The 20,716-nt window shown below is 68.6% G+C and carries 22 protein-coding genes; 8 read left to right on the plus strand and 14 right to left on the minus strand.

From position 1 onward, the window contains the following. The 6 genes from ACFCYE_RS01810 to ACFCYE_RS01835 form a co-directional block, all read right to left on the minus strand. The gene (locus tag ACFCYE_RS01810; protein WP_376175840.1) at nucleotides 1–906 is read right to left on the minus strand and encodes a phosphodiesterase; all 906 of its coding nucleotides are present in this window, start codon (nucleotides 904–906) and stop codon (nucleotides 1–3) included. A gap of 25 nt (nucleotides 907–931) precedes the next feature. Then, complete coding sequence (locus ACFCYE_RS01815; protein WP_376175841.1) at nucleotides 932–1,684, minus strand: tyrosine-protein phosphatase; 753 nt, start codon at nucleotides 1,682–1,684, stop codon at nucleotides 932–934. After that, nucleotides 1,681–3,027 carry an extracellular solute-binding protein gene (locus ACFCYE_RS01820; RefSeq protein ID WP_376175842.1) on the minus strand — a complete coding sequence of 449 codons (1,347 nt, stop codon included), beginning with the start codon at nucleotides 3,025–3,027 and terminating at the stop codon, nucleotides 1,681–1,683. Before ACFCYE_RS01820 ends, ACFCYE_RS01815 begins: the two co-directional genes overlap by 4 nt. A gap of 33 nt (nucleotides 3,028–3,060) precedes the next feature. After that, nucleotides 3,061–4,203, minus strand: coding sequence for an ABC transporter ATP-binding protein (locus ACFCYE_RS01825; protein ID WP_376175843.1), 1,143 nt, complete (start codon nucleotides 4,201–4,203; stop codon nucleotides 3,061–3,063). 129 nt (nucleotides 4,204–4,332) lie between these two features. Further along, a complete protein-coding gene (locus ACFCYE_RS01830; protein ID WP_376175844.1) occupies nucleotides 4,333–5,250 on the minus strand; it encodes a MurR/RpiR family transcriptional regulator in 918 nt (305 codons plus the stop codon). A 79-nt stretch (nucleotides 5,251–5,329) separates the two neighbouring features. Next, nucleotides 5,330–6,169 (minus strand): metallophosphoesterase family protein, encoded by an 840-nt coding sequence (locus ACFCYE_RS01835; RefSeq protein ID WP_376175845.1) that lies wholly within the window; start codon nucleotides 6,167–6,169, stop codon nucleotides 5,330–5,332. A 167-nt stretch (nucleotides 6,170–6,336) separates the two neighbouring features. On the opposite strand from ACFCYE_RS01835, the gene ACFCYE_RS01840 reads away from it, so the two are divergent. After that, nucleotides 6,337–7,137 (plus strand): alpha/beta fold hydrolase, encoded by an 801-nt coding sequence (locus ACFCYE_RS01840; protein WP_376175846.1) that lies wholly within the window; start codon nucleotides 6,337–6,339, stop codon nucleotides 7,135–7,137. Here ACFCYE_RS01840 and ACFCYE_RS01845 read toward each other — a convergent pair. Further along, nucleotides 7,076–8,581 (minus strand): MATE family efflux transporter, encoded by a 1,506-nt coding sequence (locus ACFCYE_RS01845; protein ID WP_376175847.1) that lies wholly within the window; start codon nucleotides 8,579–8,581, stop codon nucleotides 7,076–7,078. The two genes, ACFCYE_RS01840 and ACFCYE_RS01845, sit on opposite strands and share 62 nt — an antisense overlap. A 123-nt stretch (nucleotides 8,582–8,704) precedes the next feature. Between ACFCYE_RS01845 and ACFCYE_RS01850 the strand changes: the two genes are divergently transcribed. Further along, a complete protein-coding gene (locus tag ACFCYE_RS01850) occupies nucleotides 8,705–9,754 on the plus strand; it encodes an NAD(P)-dependent alcohol dehydrogenase (RefSeq protein ID WP_376175848.1) in 1,050 nt (349 codons plus the stop codon). A 6-nt stretch (nucleotides 9,755–9,760) separates the two neighbouring features. On the opposite strand, the gene ACFCYE_RS01855 is transcribed toward ACFCYE_RS01850, so the two are convergent. Further along, complete coding sequence (locus tag ACFCYE_RS01855) at nucleotides 9,761–9,883, minus strand: hypothetical protein (protein WP_376175849.1); 123 nt, start codon at nucleotides 9,881–9,883, stop codon at nucleotides 9,761–9,763. A gap of 47 nt (nucleotides 9,884–9,930) precedes the next feature. Between ACFCYE_RS01855 and ACFCYE_RS01860 the strand changes: the two genes are divergently transcribed. Continuing rightward, the gene (locus ACFCYE_RS01860; protein WP_376175850.1) at nucleotides 9,931–10,848 is read left to right on the plus strand and encodes a DUF808 domain-containing protein; all 918 of its coding nucleotides are present in this window, start codon (nucleotides 9,931–9,933) and stop codon (nucleotides 10,846–10,848) included. A 124-nt stretch (nucleotides 10,849–10,972) separates the two neighbouring features. Here ACFCYE_RS01860 and msrA read toward each other — a convergent pair whose 3' ends face one another. Then, nucleotides 10,973–11,509 carry a peptide-methionine (S)-S-oxide reductase MsrA gene (gene msrA / locus ACFCYE_RS01865; RefSeq protein WP_376175851.1) on the minus strand — a complete coding sequence of 179 codons (537 nt, stop codon included), beginning with the start codon at nucleotides 11,507–11,509 and terminating at the stop codon, nucleotides 10,973–10,975. Between the two features lie 128 nt (nucleotides 11,510–11,637). Here msrA and ACFCYE_RS01870 point away from each other — a divergent pair, with 128 nt between their 5' ends. Next, on the plus strand, nucleotides 11,638–12,150 hold the full coding sequence (locus ACFCYE_RS01870) for a GNAT family N-acetyltransferase (protein WP_376175852.1): 513 nt from the start codon (nucleotides 11,638–11,640) through the stop codon (nucleotides 12,148–12,150). A gap of 28 nt (nucleotides 12,151–12,178) precedes the next feature. Here ACFCYE_RS01870 and ACFCYE_RS01875 read toward each other — a convergent pair whose 3' ends face one another. Then, a complete protein-coding gene (locus tag ACFCYE_RS01875) occupies nucleotides 12,179–12,688 on the minus strand; it encodes a hypothetical protein (protein ID WP_376175853.1) in 510 nt (169 codons plus the stop codon). Nucleotides 12,689–12,765: 77 nt separating this feature from the next. On the opposite strand from ACFCYE_RS01875, the gene ACFCYE_RS01880 reads away from it, so the two are divergent. The 3 genes from ACFCYE_RS01880 to ACFCYE_RS01890 all read left to right on the plus strand — a co-directional run bounded on the left by ACFCYE_RS01880 (nucleotide 12,766) and on the right by ACFCYE_RS01890 (nucleotide 16,090). Continuing rightward, nucleotides 12,766–13,668: a DnaJ domain-containing protein gene (locus ACFCYE_RS01880; RefSeq protein ID WP_376175854.1), complete on the plus strand. Its 903-nt coding sequence runs from the start codon at nucleotides 12,766–12,768 to the stop codon at nucleotides 13,666–13,668. Nucleotides 13,669–13,760: 92 nt separating this feature from the next. Then, nucleotides 13,761–15,419, plus strand: a complete 1,659-nt coding sequence (locus tag ACFCYE_RS01885) for a SulP family inorganic anion transporter (protein WP_376175855.1) — start codon at nucleotides 13,761–13,763, stop codon at nucleotides 15,417–15,419. Further along, complete coding sequence (locus ACFCYE_RS01890; RefSeq protein ID WP_376175856.1) at nucleotides 15,419–16,090, plus strand: GAP family protein; 672 nt, start codon at nucleotides 15,419–15,421, stop codon at nucleotides 16,088–16,090. The genes ACFCYE_RS01885 and ACFCYE_RS01890 overlap by 1 nt, the downstream gene beginning before the upstream one ends. A 70-nt stretch (nucleotides 16,091–16,160) precedes the next feature. Here the strand turns inward: ACFCYE_RS01890 and ACFCYE_RS01895 are convergent, their stop codons facing one another. After that, a complete protein-coding gene (locus ACFCYE_RS01895; RefSeq protein WP_376175857.1) occupies nucleotides 16,161–16,547 on the minus strand; it encodes an SHOCT domain-containing protein in 387 nt (128 codons plus the stop codon). 104 nt (nucleotides 16,548–16,651) lie between these two features. Between ACFCYE_RS01895 and ACFCYE_RS01900 the strand changes: the two genes are divergently transcribed. Beyond that, complete coding sequence (locus tag ACFCYE_RS01900; protein ID WP_376175858.1) at nucleotides 16,652–17,623, plus strand: FUSC family protein; 972 nt, start codon at nucleotides 16,652–16,654, stop codon at nucleotides 17,621–17,623. A 10-nt stretch (nucleotides 17,624–17,633) separates the two neighbouring features. Here ACFCYE_RS01900 and ACFCYE_RS01905 read toward each other — a convergent pair whose 3' ends face one another. From ACFCYE_RS01905 to ACFCYE_RS01915, 3 genes are all read right to left on the minus strand, one after another. Further along, nucleotides 17,634–17,813: a hypothetical protein gene (locus ACFCYE_RS01905; RefSeq protein WP_376175859.1), complete on the minus strand. Its 180-nt coding sequence runs from the start codon at nucleotides 17,811–17,813 to the stop codon at nucleotides 17,634–17,636. 34 nt (nucleotides 17,814–17,847) lie between these two features. After that, the gene (locus tag ACFCYE_RS01910; protein ID WP_376175860.1) at nucleotides 17,848–18,228 is read right to left on the minus strand and encodes a GntR family transcriptional regulator; all 381 of its coding nucleotides are present in this window, start codon (nucleotides 18,226–18,228) and stop codon (nucleotides 17,848–17,850) included. Nucleotides 18,229–18,297: 69 nt separating this feature from the next. Then, complete coding sequence (locus tag ACFCYE_RS01915) at nucleotides 18,298–20,715, minus strand: TIM-barrel domain-containing protein (protein ID WP_376175861.1); 2,418 nt, start codon at nucleotides 20,713–20,715, stop codon at nucleotides 18,298–18,300. Nucleotide 20,716 lies beyond the last annotated feature (1 nt).

Raw genomic sequence — 20,716 nt, forward strand, 5'->3', positions numbered from 1 at the left:
TCAGCTCTGCAGCGACGCGGATGCCGCCGCGAGCCGCTCTTCGGCGCTCATCCTCATGAACCCCTCGAGCATCTCCGGCGTCATCTCGTAGACGGTCGGGTACTGCCCGATCGGCACGATCGAGTGCAGCACCCGGTCGCCGTACACGTGCACGAGGTTGTACGACTGGGCGCCGTCCTGCCCCCGCGCTGCGGGGTAGACGACGTTGAGGTCCTGTGTGTAGCAGGTGGCCGAAGCGACCGAGACCGGAACGCCGGCGAAGGTGCTGTGCGTGGAGTAGTGCAGGTGGCCGCCGAGCACACCGCGGACATCGGTCCCCCGGATGACCTCGGCAAGGCGGTCCTGGTCCTTCAGTTCGACGAGCGAGATCAATCCGAGCGGACTGGGGACCGGTGGGTGATGCAGCGCGATGAGCGTGCCGTCGGGAGCCGGTTCGGCGAGGATGCCTGCGAGCCACTCGAGCTGCTCCTCGGAGATCTCGCCGTGATGGTGGCCCGGGACGGTCGAGTCCAGGGCGATGATGCGCAGGCCGTTGATGTCGAACACGCGGTCGACCGGGACGCTGTCATCGGCATCCTGATCGAGCAGGCCCTTGCGGAAGGCCACGCGCTCGTCGTGGTTGCCCATCACCCAGATCACCTGGGCACCCAGGCGCTCGGCAGCGGGCTCGACGAGCTCACGCAGTCGCCGGTACGCGTCAGGGTCCCCGGCGTCGGCGAGGTCTCCGGTGAAGACGATCGCCTCAGGGCGCGTATTCGACTTCGCGAAGCCTTCGAAGAGCTCGGCGAGGTTCCTGTCGGAGTCGATGCTGTCGTGCAGAAGTCCGCCGTCGCCGACGAAGTGCGTGTCGGAGAGGTGCAGGACGAAGTGGTCGGGAGCGGGGAACTGCCCGTCGAAATCGTTCATGTGTGGTCCTTCCAGAGGTTCTGTTTCAATCGACCAGAACCGCCGCGAGACGGTCGAGATCGGGGGCGGACAGGCCGTTCGCTTCGAGATAGGCGCGCACAGAGCCGTGCTGCCGTTCGACGCGGGCGAGAAGCGCGTCGAGCACCTCTGCCGGGCTGGCGGTGACGAGCTCGACGACCTGCGGGGTGAGCTCCGCGCCGGCGGCGCGGAAGCCGGCGAGCATCCGCTCGGCCCACTCGCCGCGCAGGTTGTCGGCGGTCTGTGCATAGTCGGCCACGACATCGTCGCGGTCGACGCCTGCCGCACTCAGCGCGAAGGCGATCACGAGTCCGGTGCGGTCCTTGCCTGCGGTGCAGTGCACGAGCACGGCCTCGTCGTCGGCCGCGGCCGCGATCACTCGGATGGCATCGGCCAGCTGCGCACCGCGCTCGTCGACCATGTGGTCGTAGATGGGAGCCAGCCCGAGACGCATGTCGGCCTGCGCCGCCGGCGCCGCCTCGTCGAAGACGGGCAGGTGATGCACGCGCACCGCGACGCCGTCCAATGCGCTGGGCGCGGTGCGCAGTTCATCGCCACCGCGCAGGTCGACGATATGGGCGACGCCGAGATCGGCGATCAACGACCGTCCGGACGCATCCAGCAGGTGCAGGGCGTCGGAGCGGAACAGCTTGCCCCAGCGCGACGTTCCCTTCGCGGCACGATAGCCTCCGGTGTCACGCAGGTTGTAGACGCCGGGGGTCACATGACGGCGCACCGGAGTTCCTTCGGCGATGCTCATTCGATCAGCCCCTGCGCACGCTCTGCGGCATCCTGCATGCTCGACTCGCTGTCGGCACCGTAGAAGATCGAATCCTCGATGGCGGTGGCGAGCACGGTGTCCACCTGCGCGTAGCTGTCACCGGGGTAGGAGACCCAGGGCTCGAGCGCGTCGAGCTGCTCGAGGTTCGGCGTGACGAGCGGATTCGCCTCGACCCACTCGTAGAGCGGCCCGCCCTCCTGCGTCATCGTGTTGCGCAACGGCAGATAGCCGATCTCGGTGGAGATCGTCTCGTAGGCATGCGGGCTGGTCATCCACTGGATGAGTTCCCATGCGGCCGCCTGCTTCTTCGGGTCACTGGAGAACATCGCCAGGAAGGAGCCGGAGTTCGTGGGAACCACCGGCTGATCATCGAACGATGGCAGCGTTCGAGCGTCGAGGGTCCAATCCCCCGACTCGGCACCGCCTATGAACGCCGCCTGCAGCGCCGAGGTGTTCACATGGATGGCCGTCTTGCCCTGCGCGAACGCCTCGTACATCGAGGTGGAGTCCTGATTGGCGAGTACGCCGGCGTCGAACATGTCACGGAAGGTCTGCACCGTGTCGACGGCCGCATCCGATCCGAACTCGATCGTCGTACGGTCATCGCTGAGCACCTGGGCGCCGCCGGAGAGGAACAGGCCCTGCATGCACCAATTGCCGCCGGTGACCGTGCAGGTGACGCTGACGGACGGCTCGCCGGTGGCCGCGGTGATCGTCTCGCCGACGGCCTGCACGGCATCCCATGTCGACAGGTCGGCGGACTCGGGGTCCAGGCCCGCCTGCGTGAAGAGGTCTTCGTTGATCCAGAGCACCGGGGTGGAGAACACATACGGGATGCCGTAGGTGGATCCGTCCCAGTCCGCGAGGGTCCGCGCGCGCTCGTGGTACGGGTACTCGCCGCCGAATTCGTCGTCGAGCGCATCCTGCCCCACGACCGCGGTGAGGTTCTGCGCGCCCAGCGTGGTGGCGGCGAAGTCCAGCTCGTTGAACGTGAGCTGCGCGACATCCGGGGCGCCGCCGGCGAGAACCTGCTGCTGCACGCTCCCCGCCGTGGAGACGGAACTGGACGGCTGCGCCTTGACGGTGATGTTCGGGTGCTCCGCCATGAACTCGTCGATCAGCGTCGTGATCGTGTCCGACCAGATGCCGGCGTTGGAGAGGTTGTACGACTCGAAGGTGATGGTCACCTGGTCGTCATCCGTCAGGGTCGCCATGCTGCCGGTGGATGCGGTGGATGCCGCGGAGCCGGCGCAGCCGGCGAGCGCTGTGGCGGTGAGCGCGGCGAGGGCCACGAGGCCCATGCGGCGGGAGCGATTGTTCATCTTTTCTCTCTCTCGGGGGTGTGACTGCGAGGATCAGGGAACGAGGATGCGGTCATCGGAGCGGACGCCGTCGACCGTCGCGGCCGCGTCCGGCACCCACTCCAGCCGGCGCCCGGAGGAGCGCTCGAAGAGGTGGACGTGCTCGGGCGCGACGTGCAGCGTGAGGTCGTCGCCGCTGGAGACGTGCACGTCGCGCGAGGTCCGCACCTGCAGGCGCCCGGCCCCGGTGGAGCAGGTGAGGATCTGCTCGCCGCCGAGGTTCTCGACGATGTCCACCGTCACGGCCACGCGCACGCCCTCGTTCCCGGTGCCTCCATCCACGAGCTGGAGGTGCTCGGGGCGCAGGCCGAGTACGACGTCGAGCGGCGCGGTCTCGCCCATCCGAAGATCGCCGGCGAGGCCCTCGGCACTCACCGTGATCCGACCGCCATCACCGGTGACGCGCGCATCGAGCAGGTTCATCGCCGGACTTCCGAGGAAACCGGCGACGAAGACCGACTCCGGACGGTCGTAGAGCTCGTCCGGCGTGCCGTACTGCTCGATGCTTCCGGCGTTGAGCACGACGATCTTCGTCGCCATGGTCATCGCCTCGACCTGATCGTGCGTGACGTAGACGAAGGTGGCGCCGAGCCTGCGGTGCAGAGCGGTGAGCTCCTGACGGGTCTGCGTGCGCAGCTTCGCGTCGAGGTTCGACAGCGGCTCGTCCATGAGGAACGCCTTAGGGTTGCGCACGAGCGCTCGTCCGACGGCGACTCGCTGACGCTGACCGCCGGAGAGCTCCTTGGGCTTGCGGTCGAGGTACTGATCGATCTCCAGCACCTCGGCGACTTCGCGCACTCGCCGCTCGATATCCTCCTTGTCGAGCTTCTGCACCCGCAGGGGGAACGCGAGATTCTTGCGAACACTGAGATGCGGGTACAGCGCATAGCTCTGGAAGACCATCGCCAGGTCGCGCTTCTTGGACGGCAGTTCGGTGATGTCGTCGCCGTCCAGCAGGATGCGACCCGTGGTCGGCTCGAGGAGTCCCGCGATCATCCGGAGCAGCGTGGTCTTCCCGCACCCGGACGGGCCGAGCAGGACGAGGAAATCGCCGTCCTCGACGGTGAGCGTGATATCGCGGACCGCTGCGGTGCTCTTGAAGCTGCGGCCGATCCCGCGGAGCTGGATGCTGCCCATGGGTCGCCTCCCGTAAGCGACCTAACGCGCGGGACCGTCCCGTGGAATTCGCTTACTTGCCTACCCTGAGCCGTGAAAGTGAATTACCGGAGAACGTGAGGTCAACAGCACCCGGTGCGACGGGAAACGTTACGACGCCCCGCGAGCGGAGCCCGCGTCCACCGTGTCGCCGGAGTCCTCCGGCTCGGCGACAATCGCCCCGAGTTCGTCCCTGATCGCCCAGCGAGCACGCTCCGCGTCGTCGCCGTCCATGCGATCGGCGACAGCCAACTGCAGCACGGAGAGCAGAAGGTACTGCACGAGACCGGCGCCCACCGCTCCCTGGTCCCAGCTCTGGAATCGCGCACCCGCGACCAGAAGGATGTCCGTGTAGTCCGCCAGCGCCGAGCGGGAGAAGCTCGTCACCCCGATGACCGTGGCACCGGCCTCCCTCGCCGCTGCCGCGGCCGCCAGCGTGACGGCGTTCGCTCCGCTCGAGCTGACGACGATGCACACATCACCGGGTCGCAGCACGCGGGCGGTGAGCTGCTGCGAAACCCCGTCGACCGGCGCCTCGCAAGGCCTTCCGTTCATCGTCAGCTTGAGCGCGATCGATTGCGCGGCAGGGCCGGAGGCGCCGGTGCCGGCGAGCAGCACGCGCGGGGCCGCGACGATCGCACCCGCGGCCGCATCGAACGCGGCCGCATCCACGGACGCGAGCGAAGTCCGCAGGATCTCTCCCGCACCGTCAGCGATGCCTTGGAGCCACCCCGCCGTGCCCGCCTCGCTGGAACGGGTCGCTCGAGCCGCCGCGCCGAGATCACGGACCAGGAGCATCCGCAGGTGCTGGAAGCCCTGGAACCCGAGCGCCTGGCACGTTCGAGTGACGGTGGGCGGAGACGTGTCGGCAGCTGCGGCGAGATCGGCGCCCGACATCTCCACGACCTGTTCAGGGCGTTCCGCACAGATGCGGGCGACCCGCTGCGCGCTCGGGATGAGCGAGGGCAGCACGGAGAGGATGTGGTCGATGGTCCCGCCGATCGGCGGCTCGGCGATTCGCGCATTCATGGTTTCGGTCTATCACGTGTCGGTTCCCGTGTCGCGGCGCCGAGATGAACGGCGCCGCGATACGGATGGATGAAAGAGGTCAGAGCGTGACGCCCATGGCGTCCAGTGCGATGCGCGCCTGCTCGACCTCGAGGAACTCCGGCTCGACGATGCCGAGCGGGGCGCGGAAGGCAGGCAGGACGCGTTCGCCCAGTTCGTACTCGACGACACCGAGCTGCGCGAGGCCAGGTCCGACGACGTCAGCCGAGATCGCACCTCGGTGCACGAAGGCCGTCGACGGTGCGGAGACCACAGCCGCACCGTCGCGCTCGGTGAGCGCGTAGTGATGCAGGTGCCCGCTGCCATAGGCACGCACGTCGAGCTCGGCGAGCACCTTCTCGAGCCGGGGGAGCGAGTCGGGACCGATGCTCAGGTGCGTGTTCTGGTGCTCCGGCGCGTACGCCCGCACCGGCTTGTGCGTGAAGATCACCACTGGCCGGGGCCCGACCTGCTCCGGCAGGGTCTCGATCCATGCCCACTGCTCGTCCTCCTCGGGGAGACCGGAGTCGAACAGCTCGCTGTTGAACCCGATGATGGCCCAGCCGTCGACGATGTCGACGAAGCGATCGATGCCGAAATGCGCTCGGAACGCCGCGACGCGGTCGCTCGTCACGGGGCGATCGCCGAAAGGGTCGTCACCCGGTTCGCCGACGTCGTGATTGCCGGGGAGGACACGCAGAGGCGCTGCGATGCCGGCGAGGATCTGCTTGGCGGCGATGCGGTCGCGGTCCTCGTCGGGATCCAGGATCGTCACGTCGCCGGTGTGCACGACGAGATCGGGGTTGAGAGTGTTGATGTACTCGACGAAACGGGCGGCGTTCGTCGATGGGCTCCCGCCCAGGTGGCTGATGTGCGTGTCGGTGATCTGGACGAGTCTCATCCTGTGCTCCAAAGCTGAGAGGGAGTGCCGCAGCTGCGACGCCGCCACGCTAGGACCCCCAGATGACGACGATCGCAACGCTCGGTGAATGGTCGGTTCATCCAGCGCGTGATCTGTGAAATTCTCTTGCGCACCTCTCATCGGCCGCACGGGGCCAAGATGGAGTCATGGCCGTCCCCCTCTCGGAACTGAATCGGATGCCGGACCCGCAGATGGTCTTCGTCGGCGAAGGCGTGCGCCTCGCGACCTACACATGGGGCGATCCGGACGCGCCGGCCGTCGTCATCGTGCACGGCTTCGCCTCCAGCACGCGCGACAACTGGGTGCTGACCGGCTGGACTCGGATGCTCGAGAAGGCCGGCTACTTCGTCCTCGGCGTCGACCAGCGCGGGCACGGTCTCAGCGACAAGCCGCACGACCCGGACGGCTACGACATCCGCGCGCTCGCGTCGGACATGGAGACGGTGCTCGACACGTACCTCGTCGAGGAGGCGCGCTACGTGGGCTACTCGCTCGGAGCGAGGGTCGGCTGGCAGGTCGCCGTCGATCTGCCGGACCGGATCACCCGGGCGGTGCTCGGCGGCGTTCCGGAGGGCATCCCGCTGGCGCGGCTGGACCTCGATCAGGTCCGCGCATACATCGCGGACGGCACGCCGGTGGCAGATGCCGCGACGCAGAACTACATCGCGCTGACCGAGCGCGTCCCCGGCAATGATCTGAACGCTCTGCTCGCCCTCGCGGAGGGCATGCGCGCTTCCCGCACGATCGACCCCGACACGGCGGATGCCCCGCAGCAACCGGTGCTGTTCGCAACAGGATCGCAGGACGCGATCATCGAGGGGTCACGCCACCTGGCTTCGTCCGCCCCGCAGGGTCGATTCCTCGAGATCCCGGACCGGCATCACTTCAACGCGCCCGGCTCCCGCGCCTTCCGCGAAGGAGCCCTCGCCTTCCTCTCGGAGCATTGATCGCTCCGGGCAACGCGATCGGCGAGGTCAGCACGGCGTCCACGACGAGCGAGCTGTTCGTCGGGCCGACCACGGGGATGGGCGTCGTCTCGGTGAACACGGTCGAGGTGATCGGCATCCGCGCCAGTCGGCGGTGCTCGCGCACATACGCCGGGATGAGGATGATGACCGCTCCGATCCACGCGAGCGGGTTGCTCCACGCGACTCCGTCGAAGCCCCACAGCGAACCCAGCGCGACGGCGGCGACGACACGGGCGACGAGCTCGATGACACCCGTGATCGTGGGGATCATCGCGTGGCCGAGCCCCTGCAGGGCGCCGCGCAGCACGAACAGCACCCCGAGCACGGAGTAGCAGGACGCGTTGATGATCAGCATGCGGTGCGCGAGATCGACCACGTCTGGGGCGCTGTCACCGACGAAGACCTCGACGATCATCGACCCGGTGGTGATGAGGAGCACGCCGAGCGCGATCGATCCGATGACCGAGATCCAGGTCGCCTGAACGACGCCGCGGCGGATGCGATCCGGGCGTCCGGCGCCGACGTTCTGAGCGACGTACATGCTGGTGGCCAGACCCAGCGACGCGAGGAGCGCGGTCGCCAGGCTGTCGACGCGAGAGCCTGCCGTCCAGGCGGCGACGGCGTCCGCACCGAGCTCGTTCAGTGCGACCTGGACCGCGAGCGTGCCGATCGCGATGATCGATGCCTGGAAGCCCATCGGCAGGCCGAGGCGCAGGTGCTCCCAGATCTCGGCGCGGGTGACGCGCCAGTCGTCGCGCTTGACGTGCAGCTCATGCAGTCGGCGGCGCAGGTACTCCAGGCACAGGACGACCGAGATGCCCTGCGCGACGACGGTCGCGAGGGCGGCGCCGGCGACGCCCCAGCCGACGGGCCCGACCAGGAGGATGACCAGGCCGACGTTCAGCACGCAGGCGAGGGTGAGGAACCACAGCGGCGTGCGGGAGTCGCCGATCGCGCGGATGATCGCGGCGAGGTAGTTGAAGAACATCGTCGCGGCCGCGCCGAGGAAGCTGACCTGTGCGAAGACGACAGCGTCGTCCATGAGCTCCGGCGGCGTCTGCATGGCGGCGAGCGCCGGCTCCGCGAGCAGCGGGGCGGCGATCGTGAGCAGGATGCTCATCGCGCCTGTGAGGATCGTGCCGACCGCGACCGAGCGGCGGACGGCCCTGGCATCTCCCGCCCCGTACGCCTGTGCGGTCGGGATCGCGAACCCGCTCGTCAGGCCCCATGCGAAACCGAGCAGGAGGAAGAGCAGGCTGCCCGTCGCGCCGACGGACGCGAGCGCGTCGACGCCGAGCTGACGCCCGACGACGATGGTGTCGACGAACTGATACAGCTGCTGGACGACGTTGCCGATCAGCAGCGGTACGGAGAACGCGAGGATGACGCGCCAGGGCGCGCCGGTGGTGAGGGAAGGGGACACAGTCGCTCGACAGGCAGGAGTGGGCGGAAAGAGATACGGGAGCAGCACACGCAGAGGTGCGACCAACAATTGTATCGAATCGATTCGAGCGCGTCGAGCGCCAATTGGGCGTAATCTCTTCCTATGCCAACCACCGTTGCCGCGATCGTCGCGCCCTCCGCCACCGACCGTCTCACCGTCAGCACCATCGAGCGCCGTGACGTCGGCCCGCACGACGTCCTCATCGACATCCGCTGGGCGGGCATCTGCCACTCCGACATCCACACGATCAAGGGCGACTGGGGTCCGCAGCAGTACCCGCTGACGGTCGGCCACGAAATCGCCGGGTTCGTCGCGGAGGTCGGCTCCGAGGTCACGAAGCACAAGGTCGGGGACCGCGTCGGCGTCGGATGCCTGGTCAACTCGTGCGGCGAGTGCGCGAACTGCGCCGCAGGGTCTGAGCAGTACTGCCTGAACGGCGCGATCGGCACGTACGGCGCGAAGGACGTCGACGGGACGATCACGCAGGGCGGCTACTCGACCAGCGTCGTGGTGACCGAGAACTTCGTCCTGCGCCTGCCGGAGGAGATCCCCTTCGAGAAGGCGGCGCCGCTGCTGTGCGCCGGCATCACGACCTACTCGCCGCTGCGGCACTGGAACGCCGGCCCCGGTACGCGCGTCGCGGTCGTGGGGCTCGGCGGGCTCGGGCACATGGCCGTCAAGCTCGCGCACGCGATGGGTGCCGAGGTCACCGTGCTGACCCGCACCCTCGCGAAGAAGGACGACGCGCTCGCGCTCGGCGCCGACCGCGCGCTCGCGACGAACGATCCGCAGACGTTCCGCGAACTGCGTGGCGCCTTCGACCTCATCATCAACACCGTCTCCGCGCCCATCGACGTCGACGCGCACCTGAAGCTGCTCGCCCTCGACGGCACGCTCGTGAACGTCGGCGCACCGGCCGAGCCGCTCAGCCTGCACGTGGGAACGCTGATCGGCGGACGCCGCTCGTTCGCCGGCTCCAACATCGGCGGGATCGCCGAGACGCAGGAGATGCTGGACTTCTGCGCCGAGCACGGCATCTCCCCCGAGGTCGAGATCGTCTCGGCATCCGAGGTCAACGAGGCCTGGGACCGCGTGCTCGCCTCGGACGTCCGCTACCGCTTCGTGATCGACACGTCGACGCTCACCGACTGAACGCGCTCACGCGCCGGGTTCCTTCCACCGCGGGATCGGCGCGGTGAGCGTGTCGTGGATGTACACCGGTTCCGGTGTCGGCTCCCAGGCCGCGTCGCTCGCTCCCCGGTCTTCGGGCGATCCGATCACGCGCGCCCGCTAGAGTTGCTCTCCGGCATCACTACTCAGGGGGTCCCATGTCGGTTGGTCTGCTCGCGGTCGTCGACGACATCCTCAGCGCAGCGCTGAAGGCGTCATCCAAGGCGGCAGGCGTCGTGATCGACGACGCCGCGGTCACGCCGCAGTATGTGCAGGGTCTCACGCCGGCGCGCGAGCTGCCGGTGGTCCTGAAGATCGCGCTCGGGTCGCTGGTCAACAAGTTCGTGATCATCATCCCGATCGCGCTGCTGCTGACCGCGTTCGCCCCCTGGGTGCTGCCCTATCTGCTCATCATCGGCGGCGCGTACCTCTGCTTCGAGGGCTCCGAGAAGGTGCTCGAGTGGTTCGGGTTCCACCACGCCCATGCCGACGAGGGTGCCCGTGACGAGAACAAGCTCGTGTTCGGCGCCGTCAGAACCGACCTGATCCTCTCCACCGAGATCATGCTCATCTCGCTCGCGAACCTCGAGTCGGGGCTGAGCATCTGGATGACGCTCGGCATCCTCGCGGTGATCGCGCTGCTGATGACGGGGATCGTCTACGGTGCGGTCGCGCTGCTGGTGAAGATCGACGACATCGGTCTGAAGATGGCCAAGAACTCCGATCGCCGAGTGCGGCACACCGGCACCAGGATCGTGCGCTCGATGCCGGCAGTCTTCCGCGTGATCTCCGTGGTCGGCACGGTCGCGATGCTGTGGGTCGGCGGCCACCTCGTGCTCGCGAACCTCGGGGCTGTCGGGCTGGTGGGCATCACCGACTTCGTCCACGGCGTCGAGCACCTGCTCGAGCCCCTCGGGGGCTTCGTGGTGTGGTTCGGCGACACCCTGATGTCGGCCATCGCGGGGCTGATCCTCGGCCTCGTGATAGTCGGCATCGTGCTGCTGATCGGCCGGATGCTGGGCAAGCGGCCGAGCTTCACCGAGGGCGGCGTATCGCCCGCCGACGTGCACGCCTGACGCCGCATTCGCCTCGTCTCCGCGACGAATCACGGATGCCGTGACGATTCACGGACGATTTCGGTGAATCGGTCCGTGAATCGTCACCGGGTCCGCGAATCGTCACCAGCCGATCGTCAGCGGGTCAGGCGTTCTCGCGCCGCGGCAGCACCCAGCCGGCCCGCGGGAAGTGGCAGGTGTATCCGTTGGGGATGCGCAGCAGGTAGTCCTGGTGCTCGGGCTCGGCCTCCCAGAACGGGCCCTCGGGCTCGATCGCGGTGACGGCCTTGCCCGGCCACAGGCCCGAGGCGTCGACGTCGGCGATGGTGTCGCGGGCGACCTGCTCCTGCTCGGGTGACAGCGGGAAGATCGCGGAACGGTAGCTGGATCCGATGTCGTTGCCCTGACGATCCAACGTGGAGGGGTCGTGGATCTGGAAGAAGAACGCCAGGATGTCGCGGTAGGACGTCTGCGTCGGGTCGAACACGATCTCGACCGCTTCGGCGTGACCCGTGTGGTTGCGGTAGGTGGCGTGGTCGTTCTGTCCGCCGGTGTATCCGACGCGGGTGTCGAGCACGCCGGGCTGACGGCGGATGAGATCCTCCATGCCCCAGAAGCAGCCGCCGGCGAGGACGGCGGTCTCGGTTCCGGGGGTGCGGGTGATGGCTCCGGTGTCGGTCATGAGTGGAACTCCTTCTCTGACGCGAGGTGCGTCCACAGAGGACAACCACGAACGCGGCGAATTTGGTCCCGAGTCGTCCTTCTCCCAGGGTACGCGCGCTGAGCACCCGCCCTGCTAGCGTCGACGACGTGCGAATCAGGGATGCCGAGGCCGCCGACCTCGCCACGATCACGACGATCTACAACCACGCGGTCGAGAACACGACCGCGATCTGGAACGAGGACACCGTCGACATCGAAGACAGGGCGGCCTGGCTCAGGACCCGCACCGAGCAGGGCTTTCCGGTGCTCGTGGCGGTCGACGGTTCCGGCGTGCTCGGCTACGCCACGTTCGGCGCCTGGCGACCGCACACCGGTTACCGCCACACGGTCGAGCTCTCGGTCTACGTGCACCCCGACCGTCACGGCCGCGGCATCGGCGGAGAGCTCATGACGGCGCTGATCGAGCGGGCGCGCACCCTCGGGAAGCACGTGATGGTCGCCGCTGTCGAGAGCGGCAACAGCGCATCCATCCGTCTGCACGAGAAGCACGGCTTCGTGCGCACCGGACTGCTGCCGCAGGTCGGCATGAAGTTCGGCGCCTGGCTGGATCTCGCCTTCCTGCAGCTCGTCCTCGATGAGCGCTCCGCCCCTCCGGCCTGACCCGGACCCGCGAGACCGGATCCGCGACCTACTGGGCCGGCAGGCATCCGCCGTCCATGATGTATCCGCCCACCTCGACGATGACCGCCTCGGGAGTGACCGCTCCGAAGACGCATCCGCCGTCGGGACCGGCGACACCGAACAGGACGTCGTCCGCGGCGGCCCTGAGTTGCGGCTGGGGCAGCCCGGCATCCATGATCGCCTCCTCCACGGCTTCGGACGTGATGGATCCCGAGGCGCGGATCTCCTCCAGCCGCACGCGCAACGGCCCGGCGAGCTCCTCGGCGACGGCCTCGGCATCCTCCGAGAGCTCCATGCGCTCGCGGTACCGGTCGTTCTCCGCCATCGCGGCATCGGGATCGTACGGCGCGCACCCGGGCGGGAGGTCGACACCTTCGATCTGCGGGCACGCGGCTGTGGGCGAAGGCGAAGGCGAAGGACCGACCTCGGACGACGCCGACGGAGTCGCGGAGCCGGCGCATCCGACGAGCGCCGCCACGAGCAGGAGACAACCCACCGCACCGATCCTGCGCGACATGCGCCCTCCCCCCTCGGCGCCGTCCGGCGCGTCGCCTCATGCAAGCACACCCGCTCTCGGATGGGTAGCCTGAACCGGTGTTCGACAGCCCTCTCTCAGCGTCGGCGTACGAGGTGCTCGGCGTCGCACCAGACGTCGTCGACGACGACTTGCGTCGCGCCTACCGCCTGCGGCTGCGCGAGACGCACCCCGACACCGGCGGAGATGCGGCCGCTTTCATCCAGGTCCAGCACGCGTGGGAGCTGATCGGCTCGCCAGAAGCCCGCCGTGCCTACGACCGCGGACACGACGACGGAGAGCGGCTGCAGTGGGGCGGTCGGTCCGACGCATCCAGAACGGGGACCCGCCCGAAGACGGCCTCCTACGGCCAAGCCGGATCGTGGCGCCGCGAGCGATATCTGGCGCTCGTCCGGGAGTGGGCGGAAGGCGACGTCGCCGACCCGTACTCCCCGAGCTTCGTCCGCTCGACGCCCTGGGCGTTGCGCCGCCTGCTCGCGGATGCCCTCGCCGAGGAGGACACCGCCCGCGCGATGGAGGATCTCGGTATCGGCTTCACGGTCTGGCACGACGTCGCCACGGGACCCGGCGATGAGACTCTGGACCACGTCGTGCTGAGCCCGACAGGTCTGTACGGCCTGGTCTCGGAGGACTTCGGCGGACCCGTGGGGTTCCGCCGCGACGAGATCTCCGGTCCCGAGGCCGGAGATCGGATGCCGGTGCGAGAACTGCTCTCACGGATGCGCGCCGTCGCGCGCTCCGCGCGGGTGCGCTTCGGCGGAGCGATCGTGGTGCTGCCGGACGACGACGTGGTCCAGCCCGTCACGCGGCTCGGCGTCGTCGGCCGGGTTCCGGTGATCGCCGTTCGGCGCAGCGCATTGCGCACGGTGCTGCGCACCGGAGTGCCCGGAGCGCGGATCGTCGGCGGGAACGAGCTCTTCGACGTGCGCACGCGGCTGAAGCAGACGGTCCGGACGCGCTGACCCTCATCCTTCTCGCGTGATCTTCCGGCCCGGTGCTGGCCGGGTCGGCGCGCAAGTGCCAATGTGGGACAGGACGAACGAGAGGAACCACGATGCAGCGCCCTTTGGCCGGCCTCACTTCGAAGAATCTGGCCTCCGAGCTGACCGCCGGAGTCACGCTCCTCGCCATCGCGATCCCGCTGAACATCGGATACGCGCAGATCGCCGGACTGCCGCCCACTGCCGGACTCTACGCGCTGATCGTCCCGACGATCATCTACGCGCTCGTCGTCTCGTCCCGTCAGGTGGTCGCGTCGCCGGATGCCGCAGCAGCTGCCCTGGTCGCCTCGTCCGTCGGAGGCCTCGCCGCCGCCGGCAGCGCGGACTATGCGACCCTCGCCATGGCGCAGGCGATCATCTGCGGCATCCTGTTCCTCCTGCTCGCCGTCTTCAAGCTGGGCTTCCTCGCCAACTTCCTGTCGAAGCCGATCCTCGTCGGCTTCGTCGGCGGCCTGGCGCTGGACATCATGATCAGCCAGATCGCCAAGATGCTCGGCGTGAAGATCGAATCCGGCGGCGAATTCGTCGAGAAGGTCTACGACCTGATCACCGGCATCGGCACGGTCAACGGGTGGTCGGTGCTGATCTCGGTCGTCTCGGTCGCCGTGCTGCTCGTCGGGCGCATGTATCTGCGGGCTGTGCCGTGGGCGCTGGTCGTCCTCGTGCTCGCGACCGTCGTGGTGGTCACCGCCGGTCTCGACCAGAAGGGCGTCGCCGTGCTGGGCGAGGTGCCGGCGGGCCCGCCAGCGCTGACCTGGCCGATGCTGGACTGGGTGACGTGGGCTGCGCTGATCCCGTCGGCGATCGCCCTGACGCTCGTCACCACCGCTGAGGGACTGCTCGTGTCTCGGTCGTACTCCGAGAAGCACGGCTACCCGTTCCGCGCGAACCGCGACCTGATGGCCTTCGGCGTCGCGAACATCGCCGCCGGCGCGCAGGGCAGCTTCTCGGTCGGTTCCTCGACCTCGCGCACCGCCGCGATGGATCAGGCCGGCTCCCGCACCCAGCTGCCCTCGCTCGTCCTCGCGGTCGGCACGCTGCTGCTGCTCCTGTTCGGCACGGAGCTGCTCGCCGACATCCCCTCGCCCGTCATCGGCGCGATCGTCGGTGTCGCCGTCATCCCCCTGCTGGGCATCCGCGAGTTCAGAGAGCTGTGGAAGGCCGACCGCTTCGAGTTCCTGATCGGGGCGATCTGCTTCCTGGTGACGCTGTTCGTCGGCTCGATCCCCGGCATCCTCGTCGCCTTCGTGCTCGCCCTCATCAACATCGCCAAGCGCGCGGCCAGCCCGGCCATCGACGTCCTGGAATCCTCCGGCGACCCGGGCGAATCCCTGCTCGAGGACGCGCCGGCGGGCACGGTCACGGCGCCGGGGGTCCTCGTCGTGCGGATGGCGGCGCCGCTCTTCTTCGCCAATGGCGCGGTGTTCACGACCGCGGTCAAGGACGCGGTCACCGCCGCGGGCGACGGCGCCGTGAAGCACGTCGTCGTCGACATGGAGGCCGTCACCGACATCGACGTGACCGGCGCCGAGTCCTTCACCGCGCTGAAGACCTGGCTCGCCGACCAGCGCATCACGCTCGGCTTCAGCCGGGTCCGCCCCAAGACGCAGCATCGGCTGGAACGGCTCGAGCTGCTCACGGATGAGAAGCTCTACGCCACCAACCGCGCCGCGATCCTCGATCTCGCCGGCTCAGATACGAAGGGCAGCTGATGAACGCCGTCATCGGGGAGATCCTCCCCCTCGCGCTCGGTGTCGCGATCAGTCCGATCCCGATCATCGCCGCCATCCTCATGCTGCTCTCGCCCAAAGCACGCGTGACGAGCGTGGGCTTCCTGCTCGGCTGGCTGATCGGGATCATCCTCGCCGTCACCGTCTTCACGCTGCTGTCGTCCGTGCTGCCCGAAGGCGATGAGGATGCCTCGCAGCCGATCAAGGGGGCGTTCCAGCTCATCCTGGGTGCTCTTCTGCTCCTGTTGGCGCTGAAGCAGTGGCGCAGTCGTCCGAAGGCAGGCGAGGACGCGAAGCTGCCCGGCTGGATGCAGGCGATAGACAAGGTCTCGTTCTTCGGAGCGCTTGGCCTCGGCCTCCTGCTGTCGGCGCTGAACCCGAAGAACCTCATCATGGCGGCCGGTGCCGGCACGGACATCGGCGCGGCCGCGCTGTCGTCTGGCTCGCTCGTCGGCGTGATCGCGATCTACACGCTGATCGCGGCATCCACCGTCCTGATCCCGGTGGTCGGCTACCTGTTCGCCGCCGACAGGCTCGGCGGCGCGCTGGATGCTCTGCGCGACTGGCTCACCAAGGAGAACGCGGTCATCATGGCCGTGCTGCTGCTCGTCATCGGATTCTCGATGGTCGGCAAGGGCATCGGGAGCTTCTGACACCCTCGTGGCAACGAGAAGAGGGGCGATCCGTTTCCGGATCGCCCCTCTTGCCGTGCCGTTCAGCGGGTCAGCTGAGGGCCTTGGCCTTGAGCTGGGCGAAGTCCTCGGCCGTGATCGCGCCGGAGTCGAGCAGCGCCTTCGCCTTCGCGATCTCCTCGGCCGGGCTGGACCCGGCGACCTGCTGGATGTAGGAGTCCGTGGCCTGTCTGACCTGCTGCGCCTCGGCGGCGCTGCGCTCGGCCATGCCCTGGCCGCGCGCGATCAGGTAGACCAGCGCGGTGAGGAACGGCACGAACACCAGGAAGAGAATCCAGACCGCCTTCAGCCAGCCGTTCAGCTTCCGGTCGCGGAAGAGGTCGCCGATGATGGCGAACAGCGCGAACAGGTAGGCGATGAAGGCGAATGCCCAGACGAACCACCAGATGATGTCCCAGAACGATGTCCAGAAGTTCATGATGAACCTTTCGATGATGCCCGCCACGGAAGCACAGCGGATGATCGAACGCTATCGTTTGCCCGGCATCCACGTCCACGGTCACGCGCGTGTATAACGGTGTCATGCACGTGCTGACGGGATTGACCTGGCAGTGGTCGCGCTTCGCGCTCGGAGTCGTGTTCGCGTTGCCGGGCATCCTCGTCGCGCCGTTCTCGCCGGCCGCAGGACTCGCGCTCGCCATCGGTGTCCTTCCGGCGGCCGCGTTCGGACTGCCGTCACGACGCAGCCGACGCGCGGTGCTGCCACTGGTGGGTGCGCTCAGCGCCGTGGGCCTCGTACTCGGATCCCTTCTCACGCAGGTTCCGATGGTGGCGATTGCGGCCCTGCTGCTCCTGTCGATCCTGGCCAGCCTGAGCACGGCTCGTGGCCGCTGGGGCCGACTGCTGCTCGTCCTCGTCCTGCCTCTGGTCGGCATCGGCCTCAGCTTCCCCGACATCTCGACGACGCTCGTGATGGCGGCCTTCGGCATCAGCGGTTCGGTGTACGCCTGGCTCGTGTCACTGCTCTGGCCCGAGCGGCCCGACCCGCTGCCGGCCGCCCCGAAGACGACACGCGGCTCCGACCTCCTCGCCTACGGCATCCTGCTCGGGCTGGCGAGTGCGAGCGCCGCAGCCATCGGGTACGCCTTCGATCTCGATCAGGTCGGCTGGGCGACCGGAACGGTCCTGCTCGTGATGCGCCCCGTGCGCGGACAGGTCATCCTGCGCAGCATCGGACGCGCGGCATCCGTCTTCGCGGGGGCGATCGCGGCCATCGGATTCGCGCTGCTCGAGCCGGGCGGGGTGCTGGTGGGCCTGCTGATCGCGGTCGCCGTCGGCGCGATGAGCGCGATGCAGGAGAGCCGCTGGTACGTCGCGCCGGCGTTCACGACGCTCGTCGTGCTGACACTGGTGCTCGCGACGTCGTCGACGGCGCCGGGTGAGCAGTTCGTCGAGCGGACCATCGAGACCCTGATCGGCATCGGCCTCGCCCTGATCTTCGGGGCGGCGCTCCCCTCGCTCTACGCGGTGCTGCGGGTGCAGCTGTCGCGGTGAGCCGGGGAAATCAGACGTCGCTCTTGCTGAACACGCTGCGCAGCACGAGGAATACGACCAGCGCGACGACGAGGACGATCGCGAGCTTCGCGATGAACCACAGCACGGAGAACAGCAGACCCACCAGCCACCAGGCGATCACCACGGCCACGATGACGCCGAGAATGGTCCAGATCGTGTTCTTGGTCATGGCTCCAGCTTACGGAGTCGGCCACGGTGAGGGCTCATGCCCCCTCTCCGTCGCCCGCCTGCCAGACGACGCGCAGGACGTTGAGGACGTCCTCGCGGTCGGCGCCGGTCGCATCGGCCTCATCCACCAGCTCACGGATCCGACGGATCACGGAGCCGGGAAGCACCGCCGCCGACGCGGAGACGCGTGTCCCGGCAGCCGTTCGGCTCACCACGAGACCGTCCTGCTCGAGCATCTTGTACGCCTTCGCGGCCGTCCCCGGTGCGACGCCGAGATCGGCGGCGGTCTGCCGCACGGTCGGAAGGCGCTCGTCCGCGCCGAGCTGTCCGGACAGGATCAGCCCGCGCAGCTGACGGTAGATCGCGATCGTCGGGCTCGACGCGTCCGAGCTCGACACCAGCGGCTGGGTCGTCATCGGCCGGCCTCGGCCGCGACTGCCGGTGCCGCCACGGCGGCCGAGGCGACCGCCCACCGGGATGCCTGGTCACCAGGCGGGCACGGCCGCGAGCTGTTCCGTCACGGCGTCCCGGAGCTCCCGCGGCAGGTCCATCCCCGCGATGGCATCCGCCGAGCCGCGCTCCGTGACGATGCTCCACACGAGCCGCTTCGCCTCATACCCGATCCCCGCGTTCTGCAGCTGCCCGAAGATGCGTTCCGGATCGAACGCCGCCGACCGCTCGACGCCGGAGACGCGCAACGTGAAGCCGTCACCGACGGAGACGTCGTCCAGGTCGATGCCCAGACCCGCCGGCGCGAGCGCCTCCGGATCCGCAGGCAGCGGCGTGGATGACAGCACCCGGCCGTCCTCGAGAGACACCGATTCCGCGCCGCGGATTCCTGGGACTCGGACGGTCACCCGTCGAGCACGCATCGGCGCGCCGGAATGCGTGGCCACGACGGTGATGTCGGCAAGACCATCGCCGCGCACCTGGAGGGTCTGCACGAAGCTCACGACCCCCGGCTCGGGCTCGGCCGCGCCGTCGTCCTCGATCAAGGTCGAGGTCGCGGCACCGGGGATCACCAGGAGTTCCATGTGTTCGGGCGCATCGGCCGCGTGGGACATCGGATCGGCATCCAGAGGCACGACGGCGCCGGCACGGGCGAGGACCGGGTACTCGTCGAGCGAGCGCGTCAGCAGCACCTCGCGAGAGCCGCGGTATCGCAACCCGGTGAGGAGGTCGACCCAGTCGCCCTCGGGCAGCCATGCGCGCACTGTCGCGAGCTCGGAGGTTCGCTCCCGCGGCGCGGTGATCGGCACCACGAGAAGATGCTCGCCGAGCAGGTACTCGTGCGGATGCCGGTAGGCCGCGTGCTCCCGCGGGGCGTCGTGATACAGCGGCCGCACCACGCTCACGTGGTCGCGGTGCGCCGCCCACGCCGCGGTGTAGAGCGTGGGGATCAGGCGGTGACGCAGACGCAGATACCGCCGCATGATCGTCGCGGCCGGCTCCCCGTACGCCCACGGCTCCTTGGAGCTGAACGGGTTGGCCGAGGAGTGCAGTCGATTGATCGGCGAGAGGACGCCGAACTGGAGCCAGCGGACGGCCAGTTCGACGTCGTGGACGCCGTGCATGTGCCCGCCGATGTCGTGGCTCCACCACGTGTAACCGGCGTTCGCAGCGGTGGCGGTGAACTCCGGCTGGAACGCGAGGGACGCCCAGCTCACGATCGTGTCGCCCGAGAAGCCGACCGGATAGCGATGGCCCCCGCGCTCGGTGTAGCGGGAGAACGTCAGCGGGCGGCGTCCGTGCCGCGCCGAGGCGTGGAAGTGCGTGTGGTTCAGCATCCACAGCGGATCCAGCCCCGGCATACGGGAGTGCTCACCCGACTGCCAGTCGATCCACCAGAAGTCCACCCCCTGGTCCTCGAGCGGCCCGAGCACGTGGTCCTGGTACGCCCCCATGAAATCGCGAGACGACACATCGAAGTCGATCGGGTTCCCCACCGACGGATCGATCCCCATCGCCTCGGCGACCCGGACGTAGGACGACTCGTGGCGGCGGATCCCGTCGGCCGGGTGCAGGTTGAGCGTGACCGCGAGACCCCTGGCATGCAGTTCGCCGAGGAAGCGCTCCGGATCCGGGAAGAGCTCGGTGTTCCAGGTATATCCGGTCCACCCCGTTCCGATCGCCGGATCGACATCGACGAGGTGCCAATCCATGTCGATCACGGCGACCGACAGCGGGATGCCATCGTCGCGGAACCGTGCCATGAGCGCGAGATACTCGGGCTCGTCGTAGGCCCAGTACCTGCTCCACCAGTTGCCCAGGGCGAACCGCGGCACGAGCGGAATCGGCCCGGTGAGGTGGTGGAAGGCGCGCAGGGCGGCGGAAAAGTCGCGCCCGTATCCGAAGAAGTAGAAGTCCTGACCATCGCCGTCCCGCGGGCGGATCCAGCCGTCCGCCCCGAGCAGCAGCGACTCCGAGTCGTCGAGGACGCCGAAGCCGAAGGTCGACAGGATCCCCGGCGGGATCTCGATCGCTCCGTCGATCTCGTCGAGGGTGCGCGCCGTGCTGCCGAGATTTCCCCGCAGCGGCAGGGTCTGCGGGAACTGCTGCCCCGGTCGCCACGTCGTGTAGTGCACGTCGGTGGCGCCCGAGAGCAGCGAGATCGAGAGGCCGGCCGTGCTCGGCATCCGCTCGTCGTACCGCAGCCGCAGGCTGTCGGTGGTGATCTCGATGCCGTGCTCGTCGCGCACGACACGGAACTCCGGCACGTCGAACGCGCGGTTCAGCACCTGTTGCGTCTTCTCGTCGAAGAACCGCGCCTGCGGATCCCACTCGATGCGGATCAGTCGGTCGGTCAGCAGCGAGATCCGGTACCCAGGCCCCGCGACGATCGCCCCCTCGCTCGCCGGTGCCGACGCTCCGTCCGACAGTGCGATCTTCGTACGCTCCGGCATC

It is taken from the genome of Microbacterium sp. NPDC056234, assembly GCF_042267585.1.
Classification (GTDB): domain Bacteria; phylum Actinomycetota; class Actinomycetes; order Actinomycetales; family Microbacteriaceae; genus Microbacterium.